This window comes from Ensifer adhaerens (assembly GCF_028993555.1).
GTDB lineage: Bacteria > Pseudomonadota > Alphaproteobacteria > Rhizobiales > Rhizobiaceae > Ensifer > Ensifer adhaerens_I.
Map to the genome: position 1 here is coordinate 1,354,297 of NZ_CP118611.1, position 16,821 is coordinate 1,371,117.

The 16,821-nt window shown below is 62.9% G+C and carries 15 protein-coding genes; 5 read left to right on the top strand and 10 right to left on the bottom strand.

Annotation, left to right across the window (positions count from 1 at the left end):
• The first annotated feature begins 178 nt into the window (after window positions 1–178).
• The 5 genes from PWG15_RS26365 (at window position 179) to PWG15_RS26385 (ending at window position 4,243) form a co-directional block, all read left to right on the top strand.
• Window positions 179–1,171 (top strand): ABC transporter permease, encoded by a 993-nt coding sequence (locus PWG15_RS26365; protein WP_275027221.1) that lies wholly within the window; start codon window positions 179–181, stop codon window positions 1,169–1,171.
• Between the two features lie 13 nt (window positions 1,172–1,184).
• Window positions 1,185–2,090: an ABC transporter permease gene (locus tag PWG15_RS26370; RefSeq protein ID WP_104665224.1), complete on the top strand. Its 906-nt coding sequence runs from the start codon at window positions 1,185–1,187 to the stop codon at window positions 2,088–2,090.
• A complete protein-coding gene (locus PWG15_RS26375) occupies window positions 2,090–2,923 on the top strand; it encodes an ABC transporter ATP-binding protein (protein WP_275027098.1) in 834 nt (277 codons plus the stop codon). The genes PWG15_RS26370 and PWG15_RS26375 overlap by 1 nt, the downstream gene beginning before the upstream one ends.
• Window positions 2,920–3,660, top strand: coding sequence for an ABC transporter ATP-binding protein (locus PWG15_RS26380; protein ID WP_275027099.1), 741 nt, complete (start codon window positions 2,920–2,922; stop codon window positions 3,658–3,660). Before PWG15_RS26375 ends, PWG15_RS26380 begins: the two co-directional genes overlap by 4 nt.
• Before the next feature lie 76 nt (window positions 3,661–3,736).
• The gene (locus PWG15_RS26385; protein WP_058325017.1) at window positions 3,737–4,243 is read left to right on the top strand and encodes a GAF domain-containing protein; all 507 of its coding nucleotides are present in this window, start codon (window positions 3,737–3,739) and stop codon (window positions 4,241–4,243) included.
• 45 nt (window positions 4,244–4,288) lie between these two features.
• Here the strand turns inward: PWG15_RS26385 and PWG15_RS26390 are convergent, their stop codons facing one another.
• The 10 genes from PWG15_RS26390 to PWG15_RS26435 form a co-directional block, all read right to left on the bottom strand.
• Complete coding sequence (locus PWG15_RS26390) at window positions 4,289–5,380, bottom strand: ABC transporter ATP-binding protein (RefSeq protein WP_275027100.1); 1,092 nt, start codon at window positions 5,378–5,380, stop codon at window positions 4,289–4,291.
• A gap of 85 nt (window positions 5,381–5,465) precedes the next feature.
• Entirely contained in the window at window positions 5,466–6,920 is a 1,455-nt protein-coding gene (locus PWG15_RS26395) for an extracellular solute-binding protein (protein WP_275027101.1), read from the bottom strand.
• 40 nt (window positions 6,921–6,960) lie between these two features.
• Complete coding sequence (locus PWG15_RS26400; RefSeq protein WP_275027103.1) at window positions 6,961–7,989, bottom strand: carbohydrate ABC transporter permease; 1,029 nt, start codon at window positions 7,987–7,989, stop codon at window positions 6,961–6,963.
• Window positions 7,986–8,861, bottom strand: a complete 876-nt coding sequence (locus PWG15_RS26405; RefSeq protein ID WP_275027104.1) for a carbohydrate ABC transporter permease — start codon at window positions 8,859–8,861, stop codon at window positions 7,986–7,988. The genes PWG15_RS26400 and PWG15_RS26405 overlap by 4 nt, the downstream gene beginning before the upstream one ends.
• Complete coding sequence (gene rbsK / locus PWG15_RS26410; RefSeq protein ID WP_275027105.1) at window positions 8,858–9,790, bottom strand: ribokinase; 933 nt, start codon at window positions 9,788–9,790, stop codon at window positions 8,858–8,860. Before rbsK ends, PWG15_RS26405 begins: the two co-directional genes overlap by 4 nt.
• 104 nt (window positions 9,791–9,894) lie before the next feature.
• Window positions 9,895–10,347, bottom strand: a complete 453-nt coding sequence (locus tag PWG15_RS26415; protein ID WP_275027106.1) for an RbsD/FucU family protein — start codon at window positions 10,345–10,347, stop codon at window positions 9,895–9,897.
• A 133-nt stretch (window positions 10,348–10,480) separates the two neighbouring features.
• Complete coding sequence (locus PWG15_RS26420) at window positions 10,481–12,865, bottom strand: aldehyde dehydrogenase family protein (protein ID WP_275027107.1); 2,385 nt, start codon at window positions 12,863–12,865, stop codon at window positions 10,481–10,483.
• A 5-nt stretch (window positions 12,866–12,870) separates the two neighbouring features.
• A complete protein-coding gene (gene deoC / locus PWG15_RS26425; RefSeq protein ID WP_275027108.1) occupies window positions 12,871–13,884 on the bottom strand; it encodes a deoxyribose-phosphate aldolase in 1,014 nt (337 codons plus the stop codon).
• A gap of 178 nt (window positions 13,885–14,062) precedes the next feature.
• A complete protein-coding gene (locus tag PWG15_RS26430; RefSeq protein WP_275027109.1) occupies window positions 14,063–14,794 on the bottom strand; it encodes a DeoR family transcriptional regulator in 732 nt (243 codons plus the stop codon).
• Window positions 14,795–15,012: 218 nt separating this feature from the next.
• The gene (locus PWG15_RS26435) at window positions 15,013–16,815 is read right to left on the bottom strand and encodes an aminopeptidase P family protein (RefSeq protein ID WP_275027110.1); all 1,803 of its coding nucleotides are present in this window, start codon (window positions 16,813–16,815) and stop codon (window positions 15,013–15,015) included.
• Between the last annotated feature and the right edge of the window lie 6 nt (window positions 16,816–16,821).

Sequence of the window (16,821 nt, forward strand, 5' to 3'; positions counted from 1 at the left end):
AATTTTTTTGATTTAAGCAAACTTATTTATATACTCCAAGCGAATTTTTGCGGTATCGACAATTCAGACCGCAAGCGAGAAGGGATGGAATCGCCACGTGGCAAACGACAGCACGACAGCAACAGCGCCGGCCCGCCGCGCCGCCAGGCCCAGCCGGAGCCGGCAGCGCCTCACCTCATTGGCAGGCTTCCTGGTAACGCTTGCGGTGACCTTCCTCGGCCTGCTCGCCATCACCTTCTTCATCGGCCGCATCGTGCCGATCGATCCGGTTCTGGCTGTCGTCGGTGACCGCGCGCCCGTTGCCGTCTATGAACGCGTCCGCCAGGAAATGGGCCTCGACCAACCGCTGATCACCCAGTTCGTCAGCTACGTCGGCGACGTCGTCACCGGCAATTTCGGCACCTCGGTTTCGACCGGCAAGCCTGTCATCGAGGACCTCGCCCGCGTCTTCCCGGCGACGCTCGAAATGGCGACGCTTGGCATCATCCTCGGCGTGTTGATCGGGGTGCCGCTCGGGGTTTTTGCCGCCGCCCGCCGCGGCTCGTGGCTCGATCAGGGCATCCGCGTGATCGGCCTCCTCGGCTATTCGGTGCCAGCCTTCTGGCTCGGCCTCGTCGGTCTCGCCGTCTTCTACGCGCGGCTGAAATGGGTTGGCGGCCCCGGACGCGTCGATATCTTCTATGACGGCATGGTCTCGCCGGTCACCGGGCTGATCCTCGTCGACAGCATCATTGCCGGCGAATGGGAGATCTTCCGCAACGCCGTGTGGCACCTGATCCTGCCCGCGTCCTGCTTGGGCTTCTTCTCGCTCGCCTACATCGCCCGCATGACGCGGTCCTTCATGCTCGACCAGCTGAGCCAGGAATATGTCACCACCGCGCGGGTCAAGGGCGTGCCGGAGCGCCTCGTCATCTGGCGCCACGCCTTCCGGCCGATCCGGGTACCGCTGATCACCGTCATCGGCCTCTCCTATGCCGGCCTGCTCGAAGGCTCAGTCATGATCGAGACGATCTTTTCCTGGCCCGGCATCGGCAACTACCTGACCGTTGCCCTGCTCAACGCCGACATGGCGGCCGTGCTCGGCTCGACCCTCGTCATCGGCGCGGTCTTCATCGGCATCAACAAGATTTCGGACGTGCTCTATCGCGTGCTCGATCCGCGTGCACGCTAAGGAGGAGGCGCACATGACCACATTTCGCGACTGGCTGATCGACGACAGCCCCGCCTCGCCGATGCAGGCGCGCCTCGGGCGCTTCTACCGCATCTTCGGCGCACTGATGCGCAATCCGCTGGCCGTCGTCGGCGCCGTCATCATCCTCGTTCTCGTGCTGACCGCCCTCTTCGCGCCCTGGCTCGCCACCCATGACCCGCTGCGCCAGTCATTGAGCGAACGGCTGTTGCCGCCGAGTGCAGCCCACTGGATGGGAACCGATGAACTCGGCCGCGACATCTGGTCCCGCGTCGTCTACGGTTCACGCATCACGCTGGCGATCGTCACGCTGGTCGCCGTGCTCGCCGCACCTGCGGGCCTCGTGATCGGCGTCGCCGCCGGTTATTTCGGCGGCTGGGTCGACCGCATCCTCATGGGCATCACCGACATCTTCCTGTCGCTGCCGAAGCTGATCCTGGCGCTCGCCTTCGTCGCCGCTCTTGGCCCGGGCATCGAGAACGCAATCATCGCGATCGCCATCACCTCCTGGCCAGGCTACGCCCGTGTCGCACGTGCGGAAACACTCACGTTCAAGAATTCCGAGTTCATCTCGGCCGTGCGCCTGCTGGGTGCTTCCAGCCTGCGCGTCAATCTCGGCCACGTGCTGCCGCTCTGCACCTCGTCGATGATCGTCCGCGTCACGCTCGACATGGCCGGCATCATCCTGACGGCCGCCGGTCTCGGCTTCATCGGCCTTGGCGCCCAGCCGCCGCTACCCGAATGGGGCGCGATGATCTCACGCGGCCGCTCGTTCATTCTCGACCAGTGGTGGGTTGCGACCATGCCGGGCTTTGCCATCATCCTCGTCAGCCTCGGCTTCTGCTTCCTGGGTGACGGTCTGCGTGACGTGCTCGATCCGAAGAGCGGGGAGCAGCGCTGATGACAAACCTTCTCGAAGTCGAAAACCTGCGCGTCACCTTCCCGACACCCCGTGGCGATCTCGAGGTCGTGCGCGGCATCTCCTTCACGCTCGGCCGCGAGCGCCTCGGCATCGTCGGCGAAAGCGGCTCTGGCAAGTCGATGACCGGTCGCTCGATCCTGCAGCTCATCCGGGCGCCAGGTCGCGTCACTGCCGACAAACTCGTCTTCGATGGCGTTGACCTCCTAAAGCAGTCGGAAAAGCAGATGCGCGCCATTCGCGGCGCCCGCATCTCCATGGTGATGCAGGATCCGAAGTTCTCGCTGAACCCGGTCATGACCATCGGCGAGCAGATCGCCGAAGCACTGCTGACACACCAGAAACTGCCACGCCGCGAGGTCAACGCCAGAGTGCTCGCCATGCTGGAATCGGTGCGCATCGCCGATCCGGAGCGCGTCGCCAAGCTCTATCCGCATGAAGTTTCCGGCGGCATGGGCCAGCGCGTGATGATCGCGATGATGCTGATCCCGGAGCCGGACCTCCTGATCGCCGACGAGCCGACCTCGGCGCTCGACGTCTCCGTCCAGGCGCAGGTGCTCGACATCATTGACGAGTTGGTGAAGCGCAAGGGCATGGGGCTGATCTTCATCAGCCACGACCTGAACCTCGTCTCCAGCTATTGCGACCGTATCCTCGTGATGAACACCGGCGAGGTGGTCGAGGAGTGCAAGGCGGGCGAACTGATGGCGGCCAAGCACCCCTATACGCGCGGGCTCATCGCCTCCATTCCGCGCCTCGATGAAACACGGGACGAGCTGCCAGTGCTCGACCGCAGCGCATGGGCCAAGGCATGACCGCGCTTTCACTGAAGAATCTCGACATCTCCTACGGCGACGTACAGATCACTCACGACGTCAATCTCGACATCGCCGACGGCGAGAGCTTCGCGCTTGTCGGTGAAAGCGGCTCGGGAAAATCGACCGTCCTGAAGGCGATCGCCGGCCTCGCGCCGGAATGGACCGGCGAGATCACCGTGCTTGGGTCACCTCGCGGCCACGGGATTGACCGCGCCTTTTCTCGCCAGTGCCAGATGGTGTTCCAAGATCCCTACGGTTCGCTGCACCCGCGCAAGACCGTCGACGCCACACTCGGCGAAGCACTGACGATCCATGGCATCGGCGACCGCAATGCGCGGATCGAGGAGGTCATGACCTCCGTCGGGCTCGACCGCAAGTTCCGCTTCCGCTTTCCGCACCAGCTGTCGGGCGGCCAGCGCCAGCGCGTGGCGATCGCTCGCGCGCTGATGCTCAAGCCGAAGGTGCTTTTGCTCGACGAGCCGACCTCGGCGCTCGACGTGTCGGTGCAAGCTGAAATCCTCAACCTGTTGAAGCGCCTCCGGCGGGAACAGAACCTCACCTTCCTGATGGTCACGCACAATCTGGCGGTCGTTTCCTTCCTCTGCGATCGCCTCGCCGTCATGCGTCAGGGCCGCATCGTCGAAGTGGCCGATGTCGCCGATCTCAAGCGCGGCGACCTCAAGGATGCCTATTCGCGCGAGCTGATGCAGATCAGTGCCGCGCATGCCAACTAGAGCGGGACAAGCAAAGCGCGGGCGGTTCTCCGCTCGCGTCCCGCTCTACAATATCGAGTAAATCCAAGGACATAGCATGAACAGTGAACAGATCGCTGCCGCGCTGGCGGAATTCGACGCGGCCATTGCCAAGACCACCGATGCCGACGCGGTATGGACCGCGCTGCAGACCCTTTGCCGCCAGGTGATCGGCGCCAAGCTCTTCACCATCATGACGGTCGACATGGTCAATGAAGTCGCCCGCCGCGCCTACACCTCGCATCCCGAGGAATACCCGACCTCCGGCACCAAGCCGATCCGCTACGACAGCTGGTTCGACATCGTGCACAAGGCGCACCAGACCTTCGTCGCCAACACCATCGTCGATATCTCGAAGGTCTTCGGCGACCACGAAACCATCTGGTCGCTCGGCTGCGGCTCGGTCGCCAACATTCCTGTTGTCGTCGGTGGCGAACTGCTCGGCACGGTCAACTGCCTCGACGTCGAGCATCACTACACACCGGAACGCGTGGCGCTTTCCAAGCACCTGGAAATGCCGGCGAAGCTTGCCTTCCTCGCCGCCGCGCGCGCCGAACAGAAGTAATGGTCCGAGCCGAAGGGGTCACCGCCTTCGGCTCACTCCTTCCGGTCAACGGCCGATCGCCATGCCGGTTTCCTTCAGGAAGAAATGCATCTTTTCCGCCTCGATCGGCACCTCGATCTGATCGTCAGGGCCGATGCGTGACGCAGCGTGAACCTGTGCGGTGAAGGCGCCTTGTCCCACCCTGCCGAGCGCCAGCGTGTGCGGACCAAGCGGCTCGACGTCGCGAACGGTGAGCTTCACGGTCGGCGCTCCAGCGTCCGTCGCCATCGTATGCTCCGGACGAATACCGAGCACGACGTCCTTGCCGGCAAACGTGCCGAGCTGTTCCGCGCGGCTCTGCGGAACCGCAATTGCCACATCGCCCTCCGCCCTGAACGTCAACCAGCCGTCGCCACGCTCGAGCCGGCCCTCAATGAAATTCATACTGGGCGCGCCGATGAAGGCGGCGACGAAGAGATTGGCCGGCGCTTCATAGAGCGTGATCGGATCGGCCGCCTGTTCGATGCGGCCCTGGTTCATGACAACGACACGGTCAGCCATGGTCATGGCTTCCACCTGGTCGTGCGTGACGTACACGGCCGTCGTCTGAAGACGGCGGTGCAAGAGTTTGATTTCCGTGCGCATTTCGATGCGCAGCTTGGCATCCAGGTTCGACAGCGGCTCGTCGAACAGGAAGACATCCGGCTGGCGCACGATCGCCCGGCCGATTGCCACGCGCTGGCGCTGGCCGCCGGAAAGCGCGCTCGGCTTGCGGCTGAGATAGGCGCCGAGGTTGAGGATGCGGGCGGCGTCCGCCACGGCCTTGTCAATCTCCGCCTTCGGCGTGCCGCGCACCTTCATGCCGTAGCCAATGTTTTCGGCGACCGTCATATGCGGATAGAGCGCATAGTTCTGAAACACCATTGAGCAATTTCGCAGACCCGGCCTGAGATCCGTGACATCGCGATCGCCGATCCTGATCGAGCCCGAGGTCGCGGTCTCGAGACCCGCGATCATCCGAAGCGTCGTCGTCTTGCCGCAGCCGGACGGCCCGACGAGCACGACGAATTCGCGATCGGCGATATGAAGATCGAGCGGCGGAATGACCGTGACGTTCCCGAAGGATTTGGTGATCTGCTCCAGTCGGACCTGTGACATGCGAAAACCCTTGCTGCTGTCTGTGCCCGGTCTCGCCGGGGACGGTGGCGCCCGCCCCGATCGTCTCGGGGCGGGCGTGGTCTCGTTATTGCTGCGGCAGGCCCATCGAAGCGCGGTAGGCGGCAAGCTGTTTGTCGCGACCGAACTCGTCAGTCAGCTTGTTCCACTGTTCGGCGACGCTATCGAGCGCCTGTTGCGGCGTCACTTCGCCGGCAAGCGCCTTGGAAAGCTCGATCTCCAGCACTTCCGTGTAGGAGAAGTAACCGGGAAGGCGCATGTCGAGCGCGATGTTCTTGGCCGTCACAGCGTCCTTCTGCGCACCGAGATATTCCTTCGCTTCACGCTCGGAGAAGATCTTCGACCAGAGATCGAGGTTCGTCGTGTGCGAGATGCGATAGGGATTGACCCCCGTGCCACCCGTGATGGCCGCCTGGCCGGAGACGGCCGGGCTCGTCAGGTATTGGATGTAGTTCCAGGCCGCCTCTTGCTTGGTCGACGTGGCGGGAACCGCCGCCTGCCAGCCGCCGAAGGCCATGAAGGAGGTCGGTACGACATGGTCGAACTTGTCCCACTTCTTGGTCTTGTAGTTCCAGATCTCGTCCGATCCCGGCAGCGGCGCCGAGCCGACATTGCCCGCCACCTTCGACTGCTTCGGATCGGCGCCGATGACGCCGGTATCACCCCAGCCGATCGATTCCGCCACCTGGCCACCGGCGAAGGCTGCGTTCACTTCACCGAAGGAGAAGTTCAGCGCGTTCGGCGGCGCGAGTTTCGACGCGCGGATATATTCCTCGAGGCCACGGACCCAGCCGGGATTGTTGACCTGGGCGTCCATCGTCTCGGGATTGAAGAACATCGCGCCGGGATTGTCCGGATGGCTGGTGTAACCGGCTACATGGCTGAACAGGAACCAGAACTGCTGACCGCCGCGACGGAAGGCTTCCGCCGTACCCCAGAGGTTGTTGGTCGGCTGGTTGAAGTATTCGGCGATGTCGAGATACTGTTTCCAGGTCTTCGGCGGTGCCAGATCGTAGCCGTATTTCGCCTTGAAGGCCTTCTGGTTGTCGGCGTTCTCGAAGAGATCCATGCGGTAGCTGTAGGTATGGGCGTCGCCGTCCATCGTCTGCGACAGGACCTTGCCATTCCAGACCATCAGCTGTTCGCGATAGACCGGCGCGATGTCGTCCCAGTCGGCGCCCTTCTGCATGGCGGCCGGCATTTCCGACAGGAAGTCGGTAAAGTCCGGTGCCCAGGCAGGAGCAAAGGCAATGACGTCGAACGCGTCTTCGCCCGAGGTCAGCGACGTTACGATCTTGGGGTAAAGTTCCGACCACGGGAACTCGACGACCTTGACCTTGCCGCAGGTCTTTTCCTCCCAGCCCTTGGCCGCCAGCTGCAGCGCCGAGGCGATGTAGGGGCCGGTCTGTGTCGTCGCCGTCAGTTCGACGCCGGTGTAATCCGGATCGCAGGCGAGCGCCGTTCCAGCACTCCCCGACGCGAGTGCGGCAAGCGATGCAGATGCCAGTAGCAATTTCCTCATTCTATCCTCCTCTTGAATGAATACATGCCAATGCGGTTGGTTACTTGATCGCCCCGAGAAGCAGGCCAGAGCGCATGAGCCGACTTAGAAGTCCGGCCATGACCATCATCGGAATGATGGCAACGAGGGCGGCAGCGGAAATCGCCCACCATTCATCGCCGCGCTGGCTGTTCTGGCCGGCGACGAGGATCGGCAGCGTCTGCCATTTGGAATTGGTCAGGAACAACGCGAACAGGAACTCGTTCCAGACGAAGGCCAGCGTGATCATGAAGGTGGCGATCAGCCCCGGCTTCGACATTGGCAGTACGATGCCGAAGAAGATCCGCCAGGACGGCACATTGTCGACCATCGCCGCCTCCTCGACCTCGACCGGCAATGCCTCGAAGAAGTCGCGCATCAGCCAGATGACGATCGGCAGCGAAAAGGCGATGTAGGCGAAGGTGAGGCCGATGTAGCTGTCGACCAACTTGAAACCGAGTTTGCCCATCTCCGTGTACATCAGGTAGAGCGCGAAGGCGGCGACGATCGGCGGGAACATGCGCTGGCTGACGAACCAGAAGACGATGTCGTTGTTGCCGAGTTCCGGTCCGGGCAGACGGAAACGGCTGGAAATGACCGCAAGTGCAAGTGCTGCGACGAAAGAATAGATCAGCGATATGCCCTGGCCGTAGCCAAGCACATGACGGCCTAACAGAAAGCCGCCAAAGGCGATGACCACGAAGATCAGCGCGGACAGTAGCCGGAAGCGGAAGGTGAAGCGCACCAGCGCATAGGCCGCCATCGCGCCGATGAAGGTCGCCGCGACCGATGCCGAAAGGCCGATGATCGTCGATGCCCAGAATGTGTTGAAGAACTGGCCACGCTGGCCGGACAGAAGCTCGCTCCAGGCCGTCAGGCTCGGCTCGAAATCCACGAACGGCAGGTAGGTCGGCCCGCCGACGACGGCGATCGGCGTCTTGAACGAGGTGATCAGCACCCAGTAGAGCGGAAAGAAGGTGATGGCGAGCCAGATGAGGCAACCGCCGAGCGCCAGCCAGCGCCGTTTTCCCTTGAGAGTGCGCACGCTCATTTGTGCTTCTCCAGATAGGGCTTGAGGACCGCGAGATAGACGAGGCCGATGACGGTGATGACGATCAGGAACAGGAAGGAGAGCGCCGAGGTGTAGCCGAGATTGAACTTCTTGAAGCCTTCCTGATAGGCAAACAGCGTCAGTGTCTCGGTCGATATCCCCGGCCCGCCGCCGGTCATGACGAAGACGGTGTCGATGATCTTGTAGCTCTCGATCAGCCGGATGAAGACGACGGCGACCGAGATCGGCAGAAGCATCGGAAAGGTGATGTCGCGGAATTGCTGCCAGGGCGTGGCGTTTTCGAGTGCCGCGGCCTCATAGACATCGTCAGGCAGGGTCTGCAGGCCGGCAAGCAGCATCAGGATGACAAAGGGTGTCCACTGCCAGACTTCGACGGCAATGATGGAGCCGAGCGCCCAGCTTGTCTGGGTGAGGAACGGCAGATTGGGAAATCCGAGCGCGGACATCAGCTCATTGAGCGGCCCCATCGTCGGATTGAGCACCTGGCGGGCGATCAGCGCGACGGCGACCGGCGCGACCAGCATCGGCAACAGGAAGCTCACGCGGAAGATGCCCTCGCCCGGCACCTTAGAATTCAGCGCCAGCGCCACCGAAAGACCGATCACATATTGCAGCCCGACGGAGATGAAGGCGATCAGCGTCGTCGTGCCTGCCACATGCCAGAAACGCGGGTTCTGCAAGAGGTCTATGTAGTTGCCGAACCCGACAAAGCGCGCCGGCGTCGGCGGCACGAGCCGCATGCTCATGAAGCTGGTCGTCAGCGAATAGACGAGCGGGAATATCGAGATCAAAAGGACGATGAGAAGGGCCGGCCAGATGAAGAAGTGCTTGATCGGATCGTTGCGCGTCATGCCGCCGAACCTCGTGCCAAGAGCGCCTCGATCTCGCCAAGCGTGGGCATTGCGGGAGCCGTGCCGCGGCGGGTGACAGCGATACCGGCGGCGGCGCAACCAAAGCGCACCGCATCGACCGGCGAAAGATCCCGCGCCAGTGCTGCGGAGAAGCCGCCCACGAAGGCGTCCCCTGCCCCGGTCGTATCGATCACCGGACCGCTGGCGATTGCCGGCACCAGCACCGACTGCTCGTGGTTGTGGTAAAGCACGCCGCGTTCGCCGAGCGTGATCAGTGCCGTCTTGGCTCCCTTCTTTAGGATGACGTCACCGGCACGCCGGATATCTTCCTCTGTCGAAAGCGCAAAGCCGACGATCGCCGCAGCCTCCGTCTCGTTCGGCACGAGGTAATCGCAAAGCGGATAGATCGTGTCCGGGAAGACTTCAGCCGGAGCCGGATTGAAGACGGTCACGACGCCGGCCGCATGCGCGATCTCCAGAGCCCGTTGGGCCGCGGCTACTGGCTGCTCCAGCTGGGTGACGAAGATGCGCGAAGCTTCGATCGTCTCGCGGGCGGCCTCGACATCATCGACGCCGATCGAACCGGCGGCGCCCGGATAGACGATGATCGCGTTTTCGCCGTTCTGATCGTTGACATAGATGAAGGCAGCGCCCGTCGGCAGGTCATCCATCTCAACGATCTTCGGCGTCACGCCGGCTTCCGCGTAGGTGCGCAGCGCCATCTCGCCAAATGTGTCACGGCCGAGCTTTGAGATGAAGGAAACAGGGCTGCCTGCGCGTGCCGCAGCCACCGCCTGGTTTGAGCCCTTGCCGCCGGGGCCGACGGAGAATCCGCTGCCGGTAATCGTTTCACCGACAATCGGCATGCGCCGCGCCAGATAGGCAGTGTCGGCGACGAAAATGCCAAGGATGGAAACACCAGTCTTCATTCAAGCCTCCCCCTGTGACTGCACCGCAGGAACGGCGTGCCCAGGCAATCTCTCGCGATTTCATGTGTGGTCTGGCGCTGCGCGGCGCCGCGCAGGCGTGCCGCTCAGGTTTTGGGCGGGATGACGCCCTTGGTGAACAGGAAGCAGCCGTAGAACCGCGTCTCCCCGGTGGTGATGACGCAATAGGCCTTCTTGGCTTCCTCGTAGAACTTGAAGCGTTCGATGCCGTACATCGGCTCCGACTTGCCTTCGGCGCGGTCGATCACCGCTTGGACCTCCTGCTGCACCGGCAGGACTTCATCGGGAGCGCCCATCACCTCCATGCGCCCGGCGGAGGGCTGCAGGGGCGTATCGAGCGGCAGCACGGAAAGCACCGCTTCAACGGCGCGCGCGGCCGAAACATTGTCGATGCGCAGCAGCGTGCCGAGCGTCGTCTTGCGGGCGATGGCATCGGACGGAAAATTGGTATCGGAAATGACCAGCGTGTCACCATGCCCCATGGATCTGAGTGCATGCAGCACATCGGCATTCAGGGCCGGGTCGATATTCTTCAGCATACAGTCCTCCTCCAGGCGCCATGCCGTCGTGGCCGCGCCATTTGCGTTTCCCCTCTCAGGAAACGCGTCTCCCCAACTGTTCACATTTCCATCGCGCGAGCCGGCTCCCCCCGCCCCGCGCATGGCGGGTCCCCTACTCGCCGTAGGGGATCCAGATGTTCTTGACGTCGGTCGCGCGACGCAGATAGGCCGGGCCTTCCGCCGCATCGCGATCGAGCCAGTTCGTCGCCTTGCCGTAGTCGACGAAGGTGCGCTTCAGGTTGCCGGACGAAAGCTTCTCGACCAGCGTCGAGAGTTCCGGCGTGCCGAAAGCCCAGACAGCGTCCACATCGTTGTGGCTTGCAAGCGTCTTTGCCAGTTCGATCGCCGAACCGGTGACGATGTTGACGACGCCGGCCGGAACGTCAGACGTTTCCAGCACCGTGTAGAAATCGGTTGCTGCCAGCGGATGCGGCTCGCTTGGGACGACGACGACGCGGTTGCCGGTGGCAATCAGCGGCGCGACGAGGCTGATCATGCCGAGAAGCGGTGCTTCCGGCGGGCAGATCACGCCGACGACGCCGATGGCCTCGGGCATGGCGATCGCGACACCGCGAAGCGGTGGCTGGTGCACCGCACCTTCGTGCTTGTCCGCCCAGGCGCCATAGGTGAAGAGGCGCGCGATCGAGGCTTCGACCTCGACCTTGGCGTTCGCAGCGCTCGCGCCAGTCATCGCCGCGATGCGATCGGCAAACTCATCGGCGCGGCCGCTCAGGTTCTCGGCGATGTAGTAGAGAATCTGCGCGCGGTTGTGGGTCGTTGCCGATGACCAGCCCGAGGCGGCCTGCGCCGCGACCACCGCATTGCGGATGTCCTTGCGGTTGCCTTCGCCGACTTCGCCGAGCACCTTGCCCTTGGGCGAGAGCACATTGCGGTTATAGTTGCCGTCCGGCCGCGCCTGCTTGCCGCCGATGAAGAGCTTGGCGGTACGGTCGACAGCCGGCATGGCGAAGTCGCCCGAGATTGGCTTCAGCACCGGTTCGGCTATAGCAGCGCGCGGCTTGCGGCCGAGCCAAGCCTTCGGCTTCAGATATTCGTAGCAGCCCTCGCGACCGCCCTCACGGCCGAAGCCGGACTCGCGCTTGCCGCCAAAACCGGCCGACGCGTCGAAGAGATTGGTGGCGTTGACCCATACGACGCCGGCGGCAAGCTTGGCCGCGACATGCAGCGCCAGACCGATCGTTTCGCTCCAGACGCTGGCGGCAAGGCCGTAGCGGGTGTGGTTAGCAAGCTGGATCGCCTCTTCCGGCGTGCGGAAAGTCATGGAGACTGCGACCGGTCCGAAGATTTCTTCGGTCGCGACAATCGACGTCGGCTGTACGCCGGTCAGAAGCGTCGGCGGATAGAAGCTGCCGCCCTTCGGCAGTTCGATCTTCGGCTGATGCAGGGCCGCACCTTCGGCAACGCCCTTGGCGACCAGGCTCTCGATCCGCTGCAACTGCACCGGCGCGACGATTGCCGCCATGTCGATCGCCTTGTCGAGCGGATGGCCGACGCGTAGCGTCTGCATGCGGCGCTTCAGGCGCTCGTAAAACAGAGGTGCTGCACCTTCCTGAACGAGGATGCGCGACCCGGCGCAGCAGACCTGGCCCTGGTTGAACCAGATCGCATCGACGACCCCTTCGACGGCGCCATCGATATCGGCGTCGTCAAAGACGATGAAGGGCGACTTGCCGCCAAGTTCCAGCGTCAGCGACTTGCCGGTACCGGCCGTGCGCTCGCGGATGATGCGGCCAACCTCGGTCGAACCGGTAAAGGCGATCTTGTCGATGTCGGAATGCTCAACGATCAACGCGCCAGTTTCGCCCTCGCCGGTCACGACATTGAGAACACCGGCCGGCAGACCGGCAGCGGACGCAAGTTCAGCGAAAAGCAGAGCTGTCAGCGGCGTGAATTCGGCCGGCTTCAGGATGACGGTGTTGCCGAGCGCCAGAGCCGGAGCTACCTTCCAGGCGAGCATCAGGAACGGGAAGTTCCACGGGATGACCTGGCCGACGACACCGACCGGCACCTGATCGGCAAACTCGGTTTCCTGCAACTGCGCCCAGCCGGCATGATGATAGAAGTGGCGGGCAGCAAGCGGCACGTCGATGTCGCGCGTCTCGCGGATCGGCTTGCCGTTGTCGAGCGCCTCGACGACAGCAATCAGGCGCGCATGGCGCTGGATCATGCGGGCGAGCGCATAAAGGTGACGAGCGCGGGCATGTCCGGGCAGCTTCGCCCAGGACGCTTGCGCCTTGCGAGCCGCAGCGACGGCATCGTCGACATCCTTGGCGCCGCCAAGCGCGATCTTTGCCAGCAGCTTGCCGGTTGCCGGTTCGTTCGTCTCGAAGGTTTTGCCCGACGCGGACGCCACGAAGGCGCCGTTGATGAAGTGGCCGAATTCACCCTTGTGACGCGCCAGCCACTGGCGGGCTTCCGTGTCGGCTTCCGGTGCTGGACCATAGGACATTTCGTCAAAATACCTTGCGACGGTCATCGGGATCATCCAATCGGGTGTCGGTTGAGGGCCGAGTAGGCGCCGGTCACGTGATGCTCTAGCTGGCGCTCGATATCGGCGAGCAGGCTCGATGCGCCGATGCGGAAGAGATCAGGCTCGAGCCATTCGCGGCCGAGTTCGTCCTTCATCAGGAACTGGTAGTTCAGGATGTCCTTGGCGGCCGAAATGCCACCGGCAGGCTTGTAGCCGACCTTGAGGCCAGTCTGCTCCTGATAGGCGCGGATCATGCGCAGCATGACGAGCGTCACCAGAAGCGTGGCATTGACGCCTTCCTTGCCGGTCGACGTCTTGATGAAATCGGCACCGGCCATCATGCAGACGAGCGACGCGCGCGCGACATTGCGCAGCGTCTTCAGGTCGCCGGTGGCAAGGATCGCCTTCACATGGGCATCGCCGCAGGCGGCGCGGAAATCGCGCATCTCGTCGTAAAGCGCCTGCCAGTTGCCGGTGAGCACATGCTCGCGGGTGATGACGATATCGATTTCCTTGGCGCCATCGGCGACCGAGGCTTCGATCTCGCGCAATTTCACGTCATGCGGGATGAGGCCGGCCGGAAATCCCGTGGAGACGGCGGCAACCGGAATGCCGGAGCCGTCAAGCGCCTCGACAGCGGTCGAAACGAAACGGTGATAGACGCAGATGGCACCCGTCGTGATGCCGCGGGCGCCCATGCCGAGCGCATCGAGAATATCCTGGCGCACGGGCTGGCGCGCCTTGGCGCAGAGGCGCTTGACGCGCTCGGTCGTATCGTCGCCGTTGAGCGTCGTCAGATCGATGCAGGTTACGGCTTTCAGCAGCCAGGCCGCCTGCGCATCCTTCTTCACCGTCCGGCGACCGGGAAGCGTCGCCACGCGACGCTCGGCAGCCGACAGGTTCACGCGCTGGTCCAGCACCCAGCCGAGGTCGAGATCGATGCCGTTGTTGCGTGGCCAGTTGTGGCCTGCCGCCGGCGAATGCGCGGCTTTCGTCGCGCCAGTTTTCACAGCTAGGTCTTCCAAGCGATGGCTCCTTGAACTCCCTGTCACGGCACAACTCTACACCCAGGGCGCAGCCGTGGAGATCGTCAATTTTGTTATTTTTCTACCGATTTTTTGTGACTATTCCATCAAATATTGAGGGTGTCAAGCGAAGCGTGCGGATTTTGACGAATTCGTAATATTTTTGATCGGCCCGCGATTACTGCGCCGGCACCAGGGTTTCGCCTTCTTCGGTAATGACAGAGCGAAAGACATGAAGAGGCGCGAAAAAGGCCGGTTTCAGCTTGCCGATCTTGCTCAGGTCAATGACAAGATGGCTCTCACGCGCCAGCGAGATCACCTTCTGCTTCACCGACACCTCATGGAAATGCACGCAGGTGGCTCCACGGCCCGGATCGACACCGGCTGCCGAAAGGAACGCAACGTTGATGCCGAGCGAATCGAGCGTCTCCAGCCCGGAATTGCCGGAAAAGGATGCTGACGAGGGGTGATAGACGCCACCGAGCATGACGATCCGGACATTGGGCTTGTGCGTCAGCTTCTCCGCTACATTGAGCGAATAACACACTGCCGTGATTGAATAATTTTCCGGAATAAGGTCGACGAGGTATTCGAGCGTGGTACCGCAATCAATGAAGATTGTCTCATCCGGACGAATGTGGCGGGCGGCGTGGATACAAGCCTCGCGCTTGGCGGCTGCATGGCTGTCGGCTTCGCGCGCGAGCTCATAGGGTGCATCGGATTCAATTTCGCCTGCCGGTACGATGTGCCCTCCAAGAAAGGCAAACTGGCCCGGATTGTCCGCAACGTCACGGCGGACCGTCATTTCCGAGACGCCAAGCAGGGCTGCGGCGTCGCGCAGATGCAGCACCCTGCGCCCGGAAAGTGCGTCTGCGAGCTGAATGATACGGGCGGTTTTGCGACTGACCATGGTTTTTTCCGTGTCCGGATCGGTTTCGCTGTCCTTGCAACCCCGAACAGCTTTTGTGAAATTTATCACAAAAATGCGCCGGCGAGCAAGGGGGCTCACATCGGCTGAGAAATGACTGAATGGGAGAGAAGCCATTGCCACGAAGCAAGACGGCGGGCTCGTGGCCCGCCGTCGAAAACAATTGCACTGACCGCTCCGCGGCCGGAAAGCGACACGTATCAACCGGCAATTGGCGCGGTTCGCTCCGCCAGCCAGGCCAGGGTTTCGCTGTCGAGCAGATCGTCTACCTCCCGCACAACACGCCGGTGATAGTCGTCGATCCACTGCCGCTCGGCTTGCGTCAGCAGACCGACCTCGGCCAGCCGCATGTCGATCGGAACCAGCGTCAGGCTGCGGAAACTCAAGAAGCCGTCGCCGTCGTCCACCACCTCCACCTGGTTCTCGATGCGGATGCCATAGGCCCCGGCCTTGTAGTAGCCGGGCTCAATCGTCGTCACCATGCCCGGCTTCAGCTCGATCTCGTTGACACGGCGATCAAAGCGCTGTGGCTGTTCATGGACAGAGAGGAAATGGCCGACGCCGTGACCGGTGCCGTGATCATAGTCGAGCCCGAGATCCCAGAGCGGGCGGCGAGCGAAAGCGTCGAGCTGGTGGCCGTAGCTTCCCTTAGGGAACTTCAGCGTCACCATCGAGATCAGCCCCTTCAGCACCGCCGTATAGGCCCGCCTGATCTCATCGCTGATCGGACCGATCGCCGTCGTGCGGGTCGCATCGGTGGTGCCGGTCAGATATTGTCCACCACTGTCGAGCAGATAGACGCCACCCTTGCGGATCAGGCCATTGCTCTTCTCGGTCGCCGCGTAATGGCACATCGCCGCGTGACCGTCGGCAGCCGAGATCGACCGGAAGCTCGGCTCGACAAAACTCTCGTCCATCTGCCGATAGCCAAGAATACGCTCTTCTGCCTCCAGTTCGCTCACCGGCCAGCCGCCCGCATCCCGTTCGGCGGCATTCTGTTCAAGCCAGGCGAAAAAACGAATCCAGGCGGCACCGTCGAGACGGTGGCAATCACGGAAGCCGGTGAGCTCGGTGGCGTTCTTGTGCATCTTGGCAAGCGTGATGGGGCTGCGCGCCAGCTGCACGGTCCCTCCTGAGGCCCGTGTCGCATGGGCGGTGGCAGAAGGAGCGAAGCCCGGATCGATCAGTGCCGTGCGCCCCGCCGTCATTGCCTTGACGCGGGAGAGCAGCTGGCCGGGTTCGGCGATCGCGACATCGTCGAGTTCGAACTCCGACAGGTCGTTCGGCAGCTTGCGATGATCCACCAGCCATTCGGTCTGGCCGTTGCGGTCGAAGATCAGGAAGGATTGCGGCATCGGATTGAAGGCAACGTCGCGACCGCGAACATTGAGGAACCAGGCGATGTTATCAGGCTGCGCTTCGACGAGCACGTCGGCCCCCTGCTCCGCCAGCATGGCTGCGATCCGGCGCTTCTTGTCGGCGACGCTTTCGCCGGAATAGGCGACGGGAAAGGGCATGATCTTGCCAAGCGGTTTTTCCGGCTGGTCCGTCCAGATCGCATCGACAAAGTCTTCGTCAACAGGCGTCCAGACGCCGCCCGCAGCCTCGACCGACTGGCCGCAGTCCGCGTCCCAGGTGGAGGGCAAAAGCATGGCGTTGAAGCCGATGCGCTCGCCCTTGCGCAGATTGTTGCGCAGCCACTCTTTCAGCGGCGCATCATAAAAGTGCTCGATCGTGAAGGTCTCCAGAGCCACCTCGTCTCGCACCTGCACCTGGTAGCGGCCATCGACGAAAATCGCGGCACGGTCGCGCATGACGATTGCGACCCCGGCCGAGCCGGTGAAGCCAGTGACGAAGGCCAGCCGATTGTCGTGCGGGGCGCAGTACTCGCCCTGATGCTCGTCAAACCGCGGCACCACGTAGCCATCGAGGCCGGTCTCGGCGAGCTTGCGGCGCAAGGCGCCGATCCGGCCGGAGATATCCGGCTTCGCTGTCTGTGTCATAACATC

Bases quoted from the DNA above. Each gene is read 5' to 3' on its own strand.
- PWG15_RS26430 (WP_275027109.1), bottom strand. From the start codon at position 14,794: ATGGTCAGTCGCAAAACCGCCCGTATCATTCAGCTCGCAGACGCACTT.
- PWG15_RS26395 (WP_275027101.1), bottom strand. From the start codon at position 6,920: ATGAGGAAATTGCTACTGGCATCTGCATCGCTTGCCGCACTCGCGTCG.
- PWG15_RS26375 (WP_275027098.1), top strand. From the start codon at position 2,090: ATGACAAACCTTCTCGAAGTCGAAAACCTGCGCGTCACCTTCCCGACA.
- PWG15_RS26390 (WP_275027100.1), bottom strand. From the start codon at position 5,380: ATGTCACAGGTCCGACTGGAGCAGATCACCAAATCCTTCGGGAACGTC.
- PWG15_RS26420 (WP_275027107.1), bottom strand. From the start codon at position 12,865: ATGACCGTCGCAAGGTATTTTGACGAAATGTCCTATGGTCCAGCACCG.
- PWG15_RS26370 (WP_104665224.1), top strand. From the start codon at position 1,185: ATGACCACATTTCGCGACTGGCTGATCGACGACAGCCCCGCCTCGCCG.
- PWG15_RS26385 (WP_058325017.1), top strand. From the start codon at position 3,737: ATGAACAGTGAACAGATCGCTGCCGCGCTGGCGGAATTCGACGCGGCC.
- rbsK (WP_275027105.1), bottom strand. From the start codon at position 9,790: ATGAAGACTGGTGTTTCCATCCTTGGCATTTTCGTCGCCGACACTGCC.
- PWG15_RS26380 (WP_275027099.1), top strand. From the start codon at position 2,920: ATGACCGCGCTTTCACTGAAGAATCTCGACATCTCCTACGGCGACGTA.
- PWG15_RS26405 (WP_275027104.1), bottom strand. From the start codon at position 8,861: ATGACGCGCAACGATCCGATCAAGCACTTCTTCATCTGGCCGGCCCTT.
- PWG15_RS26415 (WP_275027106.1), bottom strand. From the start codon at position 10,347: ATGCTGAAGAATATCGACCCGGCCCTGAATGCCGATGTGCTGCATGCA.
- PWG15_RS26435 (WP_275027110.1), bottom strand. From the start codon at position 16,815: ATGACACAGACAGCGAAGCCGGATATCTCCGGCCGGATCGGCGCCTTG.
- PWG15_RS26400 (WP_275027103.1), bottom strand. From the start codon at position 7,989: ATGAGCGTGCGCACTCTCAAGGGAAAACGGCGCTGGCTGGCGCTCGGC.